Source organism: Mesorhizobium sp. P3_A9 (assembly GCF_056402975.1).
Window position 1 is genome coordinate 1 of record NZ_JBFUGJ010000145.1, and the last position, 14,392, is coordinate 14,392.

Annotated in this window: 14 protein-coding genes; 6 read left to right on the top strand and 8 right to left on the bottom strand. The window is 64.0% G+C overall.

Going from position 1 to position 14,392, the window contains the following annotated elements; translation table 11 throughout:
• Together AC1DX0_RS19550 and AC1DX0_RS19555 are read left to right on the top strand one after the other, a co-directional pair.
• The coding region (locus AC1DX0_RS19550) for an FAD-dependent oxidoreductase (protein WP_477356494.1) at window positions 1-1,181 on the top strand (1,181 nt) is incomplete at its 5' end.
• Between the two features lie 8 nt (window positions 1,182-1,189).
• Entirely contained in the window at window positions 1,190-2,728 is a 1,539-nt protein-coding gene (locus AC1DX0_RS19555; protein WP_477222902.1) for a trimethylamine methyltransferase family protein, read from the top strand.
• Window positions 2,729-2,752: 24 nt separating this feature from the next.
• On the opposite strand, the gene AC1DX0_RS19560 is transcribed toward AC1DX0_RS19555, so the two are convergent.
• Genes AC1DX0_RS19560 through AC1DX0_RS19595 form a run of 8 tightly spaced genes read right to left on the bottom strand, consistent with a single transcriptional unit; the run spans window position 2,753 to window position 11,421 of the window.
• The gene (locus tag AC1DX0_RS19560; protein WP_477222903.1) at window positions 2,753-3,271 is read right to left on the bottom strand and encodes a hypothetical protein; all 519 of its coding nucleotides are present in this window, start codon (window positions 3,269-3,271) and stop codon (window positions 2,753-2,755) included.
• Between the two features lie 26 nt (window positions 3,272-3,297).
• Window positions 3,298-3,978 (bottom strand): TetR/AcrR family transcriptional regulator, encoded by a 681-nt coding sequence (locus AC1DX0_RS19565; RefSeq protein WP_477222904.1) that lies wholly within the window; start codon window positions 3,976-3,978, stop codon window positions 3,298-3,300.
• Window positions 3,979-4,021: 43 nt separating this feature from the next.
• Window positions 4,022-5,584: an ABC transporter substrate-binding protein gene (locus tag AC1DX0_RS19570; protein ID WP_477222905.1), complete on the bottom strand. Its 1,563-nt coding sequence runs from the start codon at window positions 5,582-5,584 to the stop codon at window positions 4,022-4,024.
• A gap of 1 nt (window position 5,585) precedes the next feature.
• Window positions 5,586-6,614, bottom strand: coding sequence for an oligopeptide/dipeptide ABC transporter ATP-binding protein (locus AC1DX0_RS19575; RefSeq protein WP_477222906.1), 1,029 nt, complete (start codon window positions 6,612-6,614; stop codon window positions 5,586-5,588).
• Window positions 6,611-7,576: an ABC transporter ATP-binding protein gene (locus AC1DX0_RS19580; protein ID WP_477222907.1), complete on the bottom strand. Its 966-nt coding sequence runs from the start codon at window positions 7,574-7,576 to the stop codon at window positions 6,611-6,613. The genes AC1DX0_RS19575 and AC1DX0_RS19580 overlap by 4 nt, the downstream gene beginning before the upstream one ends.
• Window positions 7,573-8,451 carry an ABC transporter permease gene (locus tag AC1DX0_RS19585; protein WP_477222908.1) on the bottom strand — a complete coding sequence of 293 codons (879 nt, stop codon included), beginning with the start codon at window positions 8,449-8,451 and terminating at the stop codon, window positions 7,573-7,575. The genes AC1DX0_RS19580 and AC1DX0_RS19585 overlap by 4 nt, the downstream gene beginning before the upstream one ends.
• On the bottom strand, window positions 8,444-9,394 hold the full coding sequence (locus tag AC1DX0_RS19590; protein WP_064989577.1) for an ABC transporter permease: 951 nt from the start codon (window positions 9,392-9,394) through the stop codon (window positions 8,444-8,446). Before AC1DX0_RS19590 ends, AC1DX0_RS19585 begins: the two co-directional genes overlap by 8 nt.
• Before the next feature lie 17 nt (window positions 9,395-9,411).
• Window positions 9,412-11,421 (bottom strand): CocE/NonD family hydrolase, encoded by a 2,010-nt coding sequence (locus tag AC1DX0_RS19595; RefSeq protein ID WP_477222909.1) that lies wholly within the window; start codon window positions 11,419-11,421, stop codon window positions 9,412-9,414.
• 148 nt (window positions 11,422-11,569) lie between these two features.
• On the opposite strand from AC1DX0_RS19595, the gene AC1DX0_RS19600 reads away from it, so the two are divergent.
• The 4 genes from AC1DX0_RS19600 to AC1DX0_RS19615 form a co-directional block, all read left to right on the top strand.
• Window positions 11,570-11,827, top strand: coding sequence for a hypothetical protein (locus tag AC1DX0_RS19600; RefSeq protein ID WP_477222910.1), 258 nt, complete (start codon window positions 11,570-11,572; stop codon window positions 11,825-11,827).
• 130 nt (window positions 11,828-11,957) lie between these two features.
• On the top strand, window positions 11,958-12,878 hold the full coding sequence (locus tag AC1DX0_RS19605) for a hypothetical protein (protein WP_477222911.1): 921 nt from the start codon (window positions 11,958-11,960) through the stop codon (window positions 12,876-12,878).
• Between the two features lie 13 nt (window positions 12,879-12,891).
• Window positions 12,892-13,206, top strand: a complete 315-nt coding sequence (locus AC1DX0_RS19610; protein WP_477222912.1) for a hypothetical protein — start codon at window positions 12,892-12,894, stop codon at window positions 13,204-13,206.
• Window positions 13,203-14,392 (top strand): glycosyl hydrolase 108 family protein (locus tag AC1DX0_RS19615; RefSeq protein WP_477356496.1); only part of this gene is annotated, 1,190 nt, incomplete at its 3' end. The genes AC1DX0_RS19610 and AC1DX0_RS19615, both read left to right, overlap by 4 nt.

Consider the following 14,392-nt stretch of genomic DNA (forward strand, 5'->3'; position numbering starts at 1 on the left):
CCATGGTTTCGCAGATCAAGCGCGGCGTGCTCGACTTCATCGGCGGCGCGCGGCCGTCGATCGCCGACCCCTTCCTGCCGGCCAAGATCCGCGAGGGCCGCGAGGCCGAGATCCGCGAATGCATCGGCTGCAACATCTGCATTTCCAGCTGGCATGATGGCGTGCCGGTGCGCTGCACCCAGAACCCGACCGCCGGCGAGGAATGGCGGCGCGGCTGGCATCCCGAGCGTGTCGAGCGCACTGATGCACCAGAACGCATCCTGATTGTCGGCGGCGGGCCGGCGGGACTCGAATGCGCCCTGACGCTCGGCCGACGCGGCCATGAGGTGACGCTCGCCGACAGCAGCCGCAACTTCGGCGGAAGGCTGACCTTCGAAAAGACACTGCCCGGCCTCTCGGCCTGGAACCGCGTTGTCGAGTATCGCCTCAGCCGCCTCGGCGAAATGAGCAACGTCTCGCTCTATCCGGAGAGTGTTTTGGGCGCGGACGAGATCATCGACCTCGCGCCGGAGCGCGTGGTGCTGGCAACCGGCGCGCGCTGGACCAGCATGCTCTATTCCTCGCTGGAGATACCGGTCGGCACGCTCGACCACCCCAATGTCTTCACGCCCGACGACATCGCCGCAGGCCGGCTCCCGCAGGGGCCGACGCTGGTCTTCGATTTCGACAATTACTACATGGGCGGCGTCCTCACCGAGCATCTGGCGGCGCATGGCATTTCGGTCAGTTATGTGACGCCTGCAGGCCAGGCCTCCGCCTGGACGATCATGACCAACGAATTGCCGCTGGTGCATCGCGCGCTGGCACGGCGCAAGGTGCCGGTGACGACGCTGCATCTGCTGAAATCCTTCGACGGCGAGACGGCGACGCTGGCGCATCTGTTCACCGGCGAGGAAACCCTCATCGCCTGCCGCTCGGTGCTGATCGTCGGGCTGCGCTTGCCGCGCAACGAGTTGTTCGAGACGCTGACGGAACGCACCAACGATCTTGCGGCCGCCGGCATCAAAAGTGTCGACCGCATCGGCGACACGCTGGCCCCCGGCGCCATCGCCCATGCCGTGCACAGCGGTCACAAGCTTGCTCAGGAGATTGGCGCAAAACGACGCTCGCAGCCCTACCGCCGCGATACGCCGATCGTCGATGCGGTGGCGGATTTCGATATGCGCACGGCAGCCGAATAGGAGGACGCATGGAACGCACCGCCGCACGTCGCAGACCCGGCCGCCCGCAGCGCGAGATCGGTGGCATCGAGCAGCGGCCGTGGAAACAGCTGACGCGCCCCTATGCGCCGATCGAGATCCTGTCGGCCGACCAGGTCCAGACGATCCACGAAATGGGCCTGACCATTCTCGAGGAGATCGGCATGCGCGTGCTGCAGCCGCAGGCGCGGCAGTTCTATCGCGCCGCCGGCTGCGATGTCGACGAAGGCGAGATGCGGGTGCGCTTCGACCGCGCCATGGTAATGGAGCGCGTCGCCATGGCGCCGTCATCGTTCGAATTGCGCGCTCGTAATCCTGAAAAGAACGTCAAGGTCGGCGGGCGGCACTGCATCCTGTCGTCGGTGGGCGGGCCGGCCTATGTCATGGACAATGATCGCGGCCGCCGCCCCGGCACCTATGCCGAGATGTGCGATTATTTGAAGCTCATCCAATCGTTCAACGTGCTGCACCAGGAAGGCGGCGGCCCGTTCGAGCCGCTGGACCTGCACCAGAACACCCGCCATCTCGACCTCTACTATGCCGAGATCACCTTGCTCGACAAGAACTGGCAGCCGCAGACGCTTGGCCGTGGACGCGCCACCGACGCGCTGGAGATGGTGGCGATTTCGCTCGGCACGACGCGCGAGAAGCTGGCCCAGGAGATGCCTGTCTTCACCGGCATCATCAACACCAACTCGCCGCTGCAGCTCGACGAGCCGATGGCCGAAGGGCTGATCACATTGGCCGAGCACGGCCAGGTCAATATCATCACGCCGTTCACTCTGGCCGGCGCGATGAGCCCCGTCACGCTTGCCGGTGCACTGTCGCAGCAGCATGCCGAGGCGCTGGCCGGCATCGTGCTGACCCAGATCGTACGCCCCGGCGTGCCGGTGATGTATGGCGGCTTCACCTCCAATGTCGACATGAAGACCGGCGCGCCGGCCTTCGGCACGCCCGAATACACGCAGGCGGCCCAGATCACCGGGCAGCTGTGCCGGCTGATCGGCGTGCCGTTCCGCTCCAGCAATGTCACCGCCGCCAATTCGGTCGACGCGCAGGCCGCCTATGAAAGCGCCATGTCGCTGTGGGGCTGCCTGATGGGCGGCGCCAATCTCGTGCTGCATGCCGCCGGCTGGCTCGGCGGTGGGCTCACCGCATCGTTCGAGAAACTGGTGATCGATGCCGAGATGCTGCAGATGATGTCGGCCTATTTCGACCCGCCGGTGGTCGATATCGACACGCTGGCGCTGGAAGCGGTGCGCGAGGTCGGCCCGGCCGGGCATTTCTTCGCCGCGGCACACACCATGCAGCGCTACGAGCGTGCCTTCTATTCGCCGATGGTGTCCAACTGGGACAATTACGACACCTGGATGGAGCGCGGCCAGATCACCGCGCGCGAGCGCGCCAACGTCGTGTGGAAGCGCATGGTCGCCGAATACGAACAGCCGCCTATCGACTCCGGCATCGACGAGGCGCTGCGCGACTATATGGAGCGGCGGAAACGTGAGGGTGGCTCGCCGCTGAATTGAGTTTTTGGTGCAATTGGTGGCAGCTCAGATGCCAAGATTCCGAACACGATTCGTCAACATCTGAAGGAGGCGCTTGGTCTCAGACATTTGCGTTATGGTAAGATGCAGGCGGCTTCCGTCCTGTGCGATGCAAACAACTGAAGCCTCTACGTCACTCCATGGATCAGCCGATGCCGACGTAAGGCCGTGCGCCAGACAATTCCGGATCGACCCGGCTTCCGTGATATCGGCAAACAACTGGGCCAGTCGCGGGTCAGTATGATCGGTCGCCTGTTCTGCCGCTTTGCGCCATTGGGAAAGAACTGGGGCCTTCGTCGGTGGCTTGGCTCTGGGGTGGATCACAGCGAGGCGCTCACGCATGGCGGTTTCCAGAAAGCCCCATAGCAGCAGAACTTCGCCGACCGCCGCCATTAGATCCGTCATATTTGGTCCAAGGGTTTGCTGCTCTGCCTTGACTATCGACCGATCATCCTCGGCATCACGATCGAGTTCACAATCGGAGAAGTTATTGCCACACTTCGGACAGGAGGATCTTGAAATCACGGCAGCGACCTTCCCATAAAGTGATGCTAAGACTCGCGCAGCGGCCCCACCTGCCCTTCAAGCATCTCGAACCCCGCCGCCTCCGCGCCCTGCGGCGTCACCACGCTTTCATCGAGACACCATTCGAGCCACAGCCCGTCGACCAAGGCGATGAAATTGCGCGCCAGCGCCGGAGCATCGACTTGCCTTCCGCGCGGCACTGCGACAGCCGCGATGTCTTCGGCAAGCTCCGCCCGGTAGGCGTCGTAGAGCTCGCGATGCGCCGCCTTGAGGCGCGGGTTGACGGCGATCTCGCCCCACAGCGACAGCCAGATCAGCAGGTTCTCGCGGCTGAAATACTCCGGCGAGAAGTTGGAGTGCACCAGGGCGGCAAGTGCGGCCTGCGGCGACCAATCGGAAGTCTCGGCGCGACGGCGCTTGGCTTCGGCGATCTGGTTGTTGACGCTGGCATAGAGCGAGGATTTGTAGACCTCGACCAGCAGCCCGTCGAGGCTTTCGAAATGGTGGTTGATGAGGCCCCGCGAGACGCCGGCCTCCTTGCAGATGCGATCGATGGTGAAGGCGCCGATGCCGCCGACCGACAGGCAGCGCGTCGCCGCCTCGATCAGCATGGAGCGACGCACATCAGCCTGTTCGCGGCTGAAGCGCGGCGGCGATTTCTTGGCGCCGCGCTTGCGTTTTTCAGGGGCTGGTCCTGTGTCCGTCATGACTCCAGCTAAACGATCGTGGCTTTTCTGTCCACGGAAGGGATCACGCCTTCTTCTTGAACAGCACCGGATTGGGGTGGCCGTCTGGATAAATAACCGGGTCGAAAGCGGTCTTGTGGATGGCGACCAGCGGCTGGTGGCAGATGAAGACGAAACCGCCGGACTGCTCCATCAGATCCTCCATGCGGTTGGACAAGGCAATGCGCTTGGCCTCGTCGCTTTCCGCCACCAATTGCTGATAGCTGGTCTCGAACTCGGCGCTGTCGAAGCCGGACCAGTTGTAGGCGCCGATCTGGTCGGGACGGAACCAGACCAGGTTTTCGGACGGATCGATGCCACCGGCGAAATCCATCAACGCCAGATCGATGTTCTTGTAGCCATCGCCCTGCGTCTTATCGCCGACGCCCCAGAAGGCGGCCTCATCATAAGGCTGGATCTCGACCTTGATGCCGGCCTGTTCAAGACTGGCCTGGATGATCTGCGCGGTCGCGGTGCGGATGGAATCGTTCATCACCGTCAGGGTCAATGACAGGTCGCTGACGCCGGCCTCTTTGAGCAGCGCTGCGGACTTCTCATAGTCGACTGCTGCGATCAGATTGCTGGCGCGCGCGAATTTGGTGCCGGGCTGGACGACACCGGTCGAGCGTTTGGTCAGGTCGTCATAGACGCCGGTGAGGACCTGCCCGACATCGACGCCATACTGCACCGCCTGGCGGACCTTTGGATCCTTGAGCCGCGGGCTCAGCATGTTGATCGTCAGCCAGACATAGCGCGTCGATTGCGCCTCGATCAGCGTCGTATCGGCGGGTGGGCTCGCCTTGACCGCCTTGGTCGCCGAAATGGCGATCTTGGTGTAGTCGAAAGCGTCGGCCTCGTAGGCGAGCTGGGCAGCCTGATCGTCCGACACGACATAGATCTCGACCTTGCCGAAATCCGGCTTCGGTCCCGGCCAGTCCGGGTTGGCGGTCAGCGTCACCTTCTGCTTCTGCTGCCAGTCCGAGAAGAGATAGGGTCCGCAGGTCGCCGGCGGCTGTGTGGTGAACTTGCCGCCCGCCTTCTCCGTGCCGGCACGGCTGATGATGTGGCCGCCATAGTAAGGCAGGCTGGTGACGAAGATCGGCTGGTAGGGCTCTTTCAGGTGGATGATGCCGGATCTGGCATCGACAACCTCGACGCGATCGAGTTTTTCGAACTGGTAGGCCCACGGCGATGCCAGAGCCTTGTCGGCGATGCGCTCGAACGAGAATTTCACGTCATCAGCGGTGACCGCTCCGAAACCGCCAGACCATTTCAGCCCGTCGATCAGGGTGAAGGCGATGGTCTTCGGGTCCTTCTGCTCGAGCTTTTCCGCCCCCCACAACGACCAGGGAGAACCCTTGCGGATATCGCCGAAATGGTTCAGCGAGACATAGATGCCGCGCATCATGACATCCTCGATGCCGCCATTCATGAAGGCGGGATCGAGGCACTGAAGATCGCCTTCCATGCGGATGCGCAACGTGTCGCCGGCGGCCGACCAGGCAAAGCCTGGCTTCATCGCCATGCCGGCGCCGAGCACGCCAGCCGCCTTCAGGAATGCACGTCTGTCCATGGTCCATTGTGTCATGTCAGTTTCCCCTTTGGTTTGCGGAAGCGCGTGAAAAGGCTTCCCGTTCTTGCCCGCCTGTCTCAAGCGGGAAATGGCAGCGCACCATCCGATCGGCGCCCATCGGCCGATAGGCCGGCGCCTCGGTCTTGCAACGGTCGCGTGCGATCGGGCAGCGCGTGTGGAACTCGCAGCCTGAGGGACGCCGGAACACGCTCGGTATCTCGCCGGTGACGGCGGGGTTCTGGCTGCGCCGGCGCGGATCGGGGACCGGCTCGGACTGGATGAGCGTCGCGGTATAGGGATGCATCGGTGCCGAAAACACGTCCTGCGTCGGTCCGGTCTCGACCAGCCGGCCGAGATACATGATCGCCAGCCGGTCGCTGACATGGCGGATCATGGCGAGGTTGTGGGTGACGATCATGGCGGCGAAACCGAGTTCGCGCCTGAGCTCGCCGATCAGGTTGAGCACATCGCCCTGCACCGAGACATCGAGGCCGGCGGTCGGCTCGTCGGCGAGCAGCAGATGCGGCTTCATCGCCAGAGCGCGGGCAACGCCGACACGGCGCGCCTGACCACCCGACAGCTCATGCGGGAAACGGTCGACGAAGGACGCGGGCAACCCGACCAGCGCCAGCAGTGCCTTGGCGGCAGCGCGGCGATCCGGCATCGGCAACCGTTGAATGATCTGCGGTTCGGTCAGCAGCGTGCCGATGCGCAGGCGCGGGCTGAGCGAGGCGACCGGGTCCTGGAACATCATCGCCGAGCGCCGCCGCATAGCGCGGAAATCGGCGGGCGTCGCCACGTCCCTGCCCTCGAAGACGATACGACCGGCGCCCGCTCGTATGAGGCCCAGGATGGTGCGCGCAAGCGTCGTCTTCCCGGAACCGGATTCGCCGACCAGCCCAAGCGTCTCGCCCGGCATCAGCGACAGCGTCACGCCGTCAATGACGTTGAAGCCCGGCAGCGGGAACGGATTGATCAGCCGGTTGAGCAAGCCGCCCCTGGTGAAGCTCACGGAGAGGCCCTCGACGGCGAGCAACGGGCTCATGGCGTCACCGCGTGGCAGCGCGCGACATGGGCCGCGGCGAGCTTGACCAGTGGTGGCGCGATGGAACCACACGGCGCGAAGGCGCGGTCGCAGCGCGGTGCGTAGACGCATCCGATCGGCGGCTGGGTCAGGTTGGGCAGTGATCCCGGAATGGTCGGCAGCCTGTCCAGCCTTTCGTGGAAACGGGCGGGATCGCAGGCGAGCAGCGCTTGCGTGTAGGGATGCTGGGCATCGTGAAAAATCGCGTCGACCTCGCCGCCCTCGACCACCTCGCCGGCATACATGACATAGACGCGGTCGCAGAGCTCGGCGATGACGCCGAGATGATGCGAGACGACGATGATGATGCCGTTGTAGTCGCGCCGGAGTTCGCGCAGCAGATGAATGATCTGCGCCTCCATGGTGACGTCGAGCGCTGTGGTCGGCTCGTCGGCGATGAGCAGGCCGGGATCGGTCAGCAAGGCGGCGGCAATGGCGACGCGCTGGCGCATGCCGCCGGACAGTTCGTGCGGATAGCTCTGCATGCGCCGTTCGGCGTCCGCGATGCCGACCCGGCCGAGCATGGCGGCGATGCGCGCCCGCTTCTGCGCCCGGCCAAGATCCTTGCGGTGGTGCTGGAAGTCGACGAGCTGGTCGCCGATGGTCAGCACCGGATTGAACGCCGTCATCGGATCCTGGCTGACCAGCGCGATCTCGTCACCGCGCAGCAGGCGCTGATGGTGCGCGTCGAGCTTCGCCAGGTCGACGCCATTGTAGTGGATCGACCCGTCGACGCGGGCGTTCGCCGGCAAGAGATTGGCCAGAGCAGTGACCAGCGTGGACTTGCCGCAACCGCTCTCGCCGACAATGCCGATGACCTCGCCGGGATGCGCCTCGATGTCGACATGGCGTAGCGCGTGCACCGCGCCATGCGGCGTCTCGTAGCGGACGCTGAGATCGCTGGCGGCGAGCGAGCCGGTCATGCCGGCCTCCGCAATTGCAGGCGCGGATCGAGATAGTCGCGCAGGCCTTCGCCGAGGAAGGTGAAGCCGAGCGTCGCCAGCACCAATGGCAGCCCGCCGAAGATGACCATGAAGGGAGCGGCGCGGATCGAGGTGTAGCCGTCATAAAGGATCGAGCCCCAGGACGGCGTCGGCGGCCGCACACCCAGGCCGAGGAAACTCAAACCGGCCTCGACCATGATGACGACCGGAATGTCCATCGACAGAAGGATGATCAGCGGTCCCACCACATTGGGCAGAAGGTGGATGAAGATGATGCGCGCGGCACTGGCATCGATCAGCCGTTCGGCGAGGATATAGTCGCTGTTCTTCAGCGCCAACGTCTGCGCCCGGATCAGCCGGGCATAGCTTGGAAACGAGGTCGCGGCGATGACGATGATCAGCGTGCCGGTGCCGGCGCCGAGCACGGTGATGATGGCGAGCGCGAACATGATCATCGGCAGCGAGTTCAGGCTGTCGAACGTCAGCACCAGGATGGCATCCAGCCAGCGCGGGCCGTAGCCGGCGATCAGCCCGAGCAGCAGGCCGATGGCGCCGGCGATGGCCACCGACACAATGGCGATCGTCAGCGCCGTGCGCGCGCCGTAGATGACCCGCGACAGCAGATCGCGGCCGAGATGATCGGTGCCGAACCAATGCTCCACCGATGGCGGCTGCAGCTTGTGCAACACGTCGATCTTGACCGGCGAATAGGGCGCCAGCCATGGCGCAAAGACGGCGGTGACGAGGAAGCCGGTGACCAGGATCAGCGCCACGCAGGTGAACGGATCGGCAAGCAATGCGCGCAGCAGCGGAAACCGTTGTCGGCCCGGAACGGACAACGAGGCATCAGCCACGGAAGACATCGCGCACCCTCGGATCGAGCCGCGCGATCAAAAGATCGGCGGCAATGGTGATGGAGACGTAAATGGCGGTCATGATCAGCACCGTGCCCATAACGACCGGATAGTTGCGGGTGTTGACGGCGTCGGTGATCAGCTTGCCGATACCGGGCCGGGCGAACACTGCCTCGACGAAGACGGCGCTGGACAGGATGCTGCCAAGCCCGACGGCGACCAGCGAGATGGTCGGGATGATGGCGATGCGCAGCGCGTATTTGGAGACGATCTTCCACTCAGGCAGACCAAACGATCGCGCGGTGCGGATGTGCGGTTCGCCCATCACCTCCATCATCGAGGCGCGCACCATGCGGGCGATGTAACCGATCCAGCCGAGCGCGATCGCCGCCGCCGGCATGACCAGCGCCTTGGCCTGGCTGACGAAGTCGCCAGCCTCGCCGGCGCCGATGGCCGGCAGCCAGCGCAACGTGACGGCAAACAGCAGCAGCGAATAGATGGCGACGACGAAGGACGGCACGGCAATGACACCGACCGAGAGCACGCCGATGACGGCATCGGCCGCCGTACCGCGCCGCATCACCGACAGGCAGCCGAGCGGCACGCCGATAAGGAGCGCGACGGTAAGCGCCGTCAGCCCGAGGATCAGCGTGTTCGGCAGCGCTTCCAGCACCAGTGTGGAAACGGGCCGGTTCGACCACACGTCATAACCGAGATTGCCGGTGAGCGCGTTTCGGAAGAATTCGATGATCTGCCACCAGACCGGCTGGTCGAGGCCCATGCGCTCGATCAGCAGCCGCTTCAGTTCCGGCGTGGCACGCGGGCCAAGCGCCACGGTTGCCGGATCGCCCGGCACCAGGAAGACAGCCGCATACATCGCGACCATGACAAGCACGAGGATCAGGAGGCCGAGACCGATGCGCTTCACTGCATATGCAAGCATGGTCTCCCCTCCTTTCCTCAGGCGAAATCGCGCCTGATGCGCCGGGTTGCCGAGGCGCTGTGGACGAGCGTGCCCCGTTCTCGCGCCTCAAGCCGCCAACTCAGGTTGAAATGGGTTTCATCGGATGTCAGCTCGGTCATCGCGATTGCTTCGGTGTCGGCCTCGCCGCTGGCAATCGCCCAGCGATATTCGGTGACGAGTTTTGCCGACAGCGGATCGTCGGCACGGATGCTCATCGTATCGCTGTTGGCCGAGGAGACGGTGATGGCGCGATCGTCATAGCACCTGCGGCCGTGGTCGGAGGACAGCGCGATGGTCTGCATGCCAGAGCCGACATCCTCGGTTACGATGCGGCGATCAGAACCCTCGTCCAATGTCGTGGTCGGAACCGGCGGCGCGGTTTCGGCGGGCTCGAAGCGGACATCGCGGTCGCGAGCCGACGGCGGGCGCACCGGAAGCATCACCGTGCTGTCGCCGGTCGTGACCGACAGCGTCGACAGCTTCGGCTGTGGCCACAGGATCGGCCAATGCTGGTTGGCCAGCGACAGCCGGATGCGATGGCCCTTAGGCACAGTGCGGCCAAAATCGTTGAGTTTCAGCCGCACGCGGAAAGGCGTTCCGACCGGGCACGGGGTGGGATGCTCGTGGCTGTCGCGGTGGCTGAGATTGAGCACGCCGTAAGTCATCAGCGCCGAAGCGCCGTCGGGATAAACATCGCAGAGCCGGGCGGCGAGATTGACATGCGGCTGGTCGACAGTGACGAGCAGATCGAGCTCGGGTGCGCCCAGCAAGGTGATGTCATCGTCGAGCGGTTGCGTATCGAAGCACAGCGCCATGCCGTCCTCGCGGCGCTGGTCGATGGGCATGTCCGGACAGGAGCCGCCATAGCCGCCCCAGCGGCCGCAATCGCGCCCGGCGGTGGCGGGCGAACGTACTGAAAGCGTCGCTCCCGGTGCGGGTTCATTACTCAACCCGGCGGCATTCAGATGCAGAGCGCGGCGCTCGATGCGCGGCGACGGCCATTGATCCTCGGCAGCCCAGTTGCCTGCATGATTGGGCAGATAAAAAGGTTGCGGCCGCTCCTCGCCCGTCACCCAGACGCGGTAGAGCGGCTCATCCATGATGCCGGTGTCTTCGCCGCACAGCCAGTGACGCCACCAGCGCAGCGCCTCCTGCAGATAGCCGATCAACGGACCCGGCGCGCCGCGGCAGGGATAGGCATGCGACCATGGGCCGACAATGCCAAGCTTCGGTCCCGGCAAATGTTCGAGCAGGCGCGGCACGAAGTTCGAATAGCTGTCCTCCCAGCCGCAGACGGCCAAAACAGCGCATTCGATCGCCGCGTGATCCTCGCACACGGAACCCTGCCGCCAGTAATCGTCACGGCGCTGGTGCGCGAGCCACACTTCCGAAAGTGAGTTCGTCGCCGCGAGGCGGCTCATCCACATGGCGTGCCAGGCGTCGCCGACGATCTGCGGGTCGGGCGCCATCGCCTTCTTCACCAGCATGAAGTTCGACCACATCTCCTGCTCGGTCAGCAGCGCGCCGCCCATATAGTGGATGTCGTCGGCGTAGCGGTCGTCGGTGGCGCAGTTGGTGATGATGGCTTTCAAGGCCGGCGGCCGGCGCGCCGCGACCTGCAGCGCATTGAAGCCGCCCCATGAAATGCCGGTCATGCCGACATTGCCGTTGCACCAGGCCTGGGCTGCCAGATGGGCAATGATCTCGCAGGCGTCTTCCTGTTCGCGCGGCAGATATTCGTCGGCGAGGTCGCCGTCGGAATCGCCCGAGCCCCTGATGTCGATACGGGCGCAGGCAATGCCATGGCCGGCAAGCCAGGGGTGGATGTCGATGTCGCGGGCCACGGTGCCGTCACGGCGGCGATAAGGCACCATCTCGACGACGACAGGCACCTTGTCCACGGTGCGCGGACGCCACAGCGTCGCGGCAATGCGGGTGCCGTCGGCCAGCATGATCCACAGCGGATCGACGGTTTCGACGGCAAAGGGAAACTCGGTTCGTACCACGGCAGGTACCCGCAAATGCTCTTGTTGAACGTTCGTACAACAAGAGCATTTGTAGCGCAATCCCGCTTCGTATTTTTGACGCTGAATGCGAACCGTTCTTCGGCGACCGTGAGGCGCCGTTGAACTTTCTGGTCGGATGGAGGCCTATGTGGAGCTGCGCGCCAGCGTCCCCGGATTGCCGGAGACCAATTGTTGGCTGTCTAATTACAGGAGGCGGTCCTCGCGCAAAGCTCAAGGCTTCTCGTCCGGCGAAGGCCTTGGCTTCCTTGCCGTCGATGGCGACATCATTGTGCCCGAGCGAGGATTCAAACTGGATGCAGTCTCCAGGTCAGAGGATCATCTCGGTGCGCTGATTGCTTGCGCCGACATCAACCTCAAGCCGACGACAACCGCGCCGAACAGCTGACGCTGGATGCTTGGAACCGCACCCTTGCCGAGCGGACGTTGGCTCTGGTGAACCGCGCAACTTAAACTCCACAAAATCAGCCGCTTAGGGTGAAATCACGCCCATCTCACGCTTCTGCCGTGAAGTGTTCATGACATTTCAGGAGGAAGCGATGGGGACATTGACAGGCGATTCAACGGCAAGACGGTGCGGGGCGATCTTTCTTGGCGCGATGCTCTTTACAACTGGCTGCGCAAACTACCCGCAACAGGCGCGCATTGCTGCCTTCGGTGCTGCAGCTTCCGAAATCTCTGTCGCCGGCAAAGCCGCCTATGCAGCCAATCTTGATATCGCCAGGCAGCGGGCCGAAGAGGAAGGCGTCGTGGCCTATCTCGAAAAAAGCGCCACGTTCATGCCCGACTACAATGCGATCCCGGTTAACTCCCCGGCGCAATGGGGCGTGCGGCTGCGCATGATCGAAGCCATCGGCGAGTATGCCGAGGCGCTGTCGAAGACCGGCGAACCGGGAGCGGCCGAAAAGGCTGCGGCGAGCGGCAAGACTCTGGCTGCAAGCGTTCTGACCCTCTCGTCCGCGAGAGGCGCATCCATCCCGACTGCGGCGAACGCAGCGCCAAACCTCGTCGCGGGTTTCATCCGCCTGGGCGCGGATGCTGCACTCGCGGCACGCATGCGCACAGTCATGGTCCAGACCGACCCACAGCTTCGTCAGGCGGTCCAGTTGCTCAAAGCCGATTTCGAATTGCTGTCGACCGCCCCCGTGCGGAACGCGAAAGGCCTGACGATGGTCCGAAGCGATCTTCTGCAATTGCTGCGCGCGGATCGCCGTAACAGCTCAACGATTCTTCGTGCCGACTACGAAGAGGTGATCGCACGCGAGCGAAACACCAAGGCGCTGCTGGCGACGTTAAGCCGAATCCCCGACGCGTTGCAGAAACTCGCCGACGCACATCATGCACTCGTGACGTCGTCCGACAGCGATCGCGCCCTGGCCGATTTCCTTGCCGCGTCGGATGCGATCGTCGCCGCGCTTTCCATCCTGCACACCAACTGAGGAGTTTGTCGAAATGAACCTTTCCGAGGCACAGGCTGCGTTGCAGCAGGTCAGCGATGCACTGAGCACGGCTTGGGCGAACGAGCCAAGCGCGGCCCGCCGCTCCCGACTTCGCTCGCTGATCCTCAAGGTCGATGGCGAGCTCGTCGCCATCGCCGAACAAAAGCTCAAAAACGCGGCGGCCAAATATGTGCCGCTCGCGGGCAACTTCGATACCGCCATCAAGGACCTCAACTGGGTTCGCAATCAGGTCGACAGTTTCACGGTTTCTGCCACCCAGGCCGCGCAGATCATTGCCTGGGTGGCCTCGATCCTTCCGCTTCTGTGAAGCGCGCGCATTCGCAGCACGGGCAACAGCCCCAAACAATGAGGAGAATGGCAATGGCATTGACTTCAGCAGAAATGCGCAAGGCGTGGAAAGCCTACGAGGCCGCGCCTTCAAAGATGGAGCACACTTCGTTCGGAGGCGTTTCGTGTCTGGTCGCTCCGGAAACCAAGGAAACATGGCAGGCCCTCGACGCGATCCTCAAGGCGCACGGCTACGAGGTCCGCGCCGGCGACACCGGAACCTACGCCGACCGCAATATTGCAGGCACATCGCTGAAGAGCCTGCACGCCTATGGCGTGGCGCTCGACCTCAACTGGGACACCAATCCGGTCAACACCAAGCCAAAAAGCCCGGTCCGGTTCTCGTCCAAGGCCACGCAGGCTGCGCGCGCCAAGGATGTCAAAAATGATCTGGCCGACACAGACATGACCCGGCAGATGATTGACGACATTCTGGCCATTCGCACCAACGCCGGCATGCGGCCGCTGGAATGGGGGAACTGGAAGACAAAGATCGACACCATGCACTTCGAGATCGACGCCTCACCCGCCGATCTTGCGGCCGGCATCAACTGGGCGACCGTTCGCACCGACGGCGTCGCGACTCCGGCGGGCGGCGGGGCGGCGGCGGGCGGCATCGGCGAAACCGGAGACACAACCCCGCCTGCAATGTGGACGGACGCCTTCATCAAAGCGCACGTGCTCATCGAAAAATGGGAGGGTGGCTTCTCAAACCATCCAAGCGATCCCGGTGGCGCGACGAACTTCGGCATCACGCAGGCGGTCCTTTCGGACTGGCGCGGCCATCCGGTCAGCGTCGAGGATGTACGCAACCTGACGCGTGAGGAGGCTCGGCGGATTTTCTACGCCCGCTACTGGCGTCCGATGCGCCTCGACGAGATCCCCTATCCGGCGGCGCTGATGAGCTACAATTGCGGCGTCAATTCCGGCCCGAAGCGCGGCGGAATTTTTCTGCAACGCGCGCTCAACCGCCAAGGTGCGGCGCTTTCCGAGGATGGCGCGATCGGGGCCAAGACGATCGCTGCCGCGGACACCGCCGGGCAAGTCCGTCTCGTCAGCGATTTCTCGGCCATCTATGAGGAGTTTTATCGCAGCTTGTCGATCTGGCCGGTCTTCGGAAAAGGCTGGATGAACCGGCTGAACGATATCACCGCCGCGGCGAACGC

What these genes read in the sequence shown, in the direction of transcription:
- AC1DX0_RS19565 (WP_477222904.1), bottom strand. Translation starts at nt 3,978, where the DNA reads ATGACGGACACAGGACCAGCCCCTGAAAAACGCAAGCGCGGCGCCAAG.
- AC1DX0_RS19575 (WP_477222906.1), bottom strand. Translation starts at nt 6,614, where the DNA reads ATGAGCCCGTTGCTCGCCGTCGAGGGCCTCTCCGTGAGCTTCACCAGG.
- AC1DX0_RS19590 (WP_064989577.1), bottom strand. Translation starts at nt 9,394, where the DNA reads ATGCTTGCATATGCAGTGAAGCGCATCGGTCTCGGCCTCCTGATCCTC.
- AC1DX0_RS19610 (WP_477222912.1), top strand. Translation starts at nt 12,892, where the DNA reads ATGAACCTTTCCGAGGCACAGGCTGCGTTGCAGCAGGTCAGCGATGCA.
- AC1DX0_RS19570 (WP_477222905.1), bottom strand. Translation starts at nt 5,584, where the DNA reads ATGACACAATGGACCATGGACAGACGTGCATTCCTGAAGGCGGCTGGC.
- AC1DX0_RS19555 (WP_477222902.1), top strand. Translation starts at nt 1,190, where the DNA reads ATGGAACGCACCGCCGCACGTCGCAGACCCGGCCGCCCGCAGCGCGAG.
- AC1DX0_RS19605 (WP_477222911.1), top strand. Translation starts at nt 11,958, where the DNA reads ATGACATTTCAGGAGGAAGCGATGGGGACATTGACAGGCGATTCAACG.
- AC1DX0_RS19580 (WP_477222907.1), bottom strand. Translation starts at nt 7,576, where the DNA reads ATGACCGGCTCGCTCGCCGCCAGCGATCTCAGCGTCCGCTACGAGACG.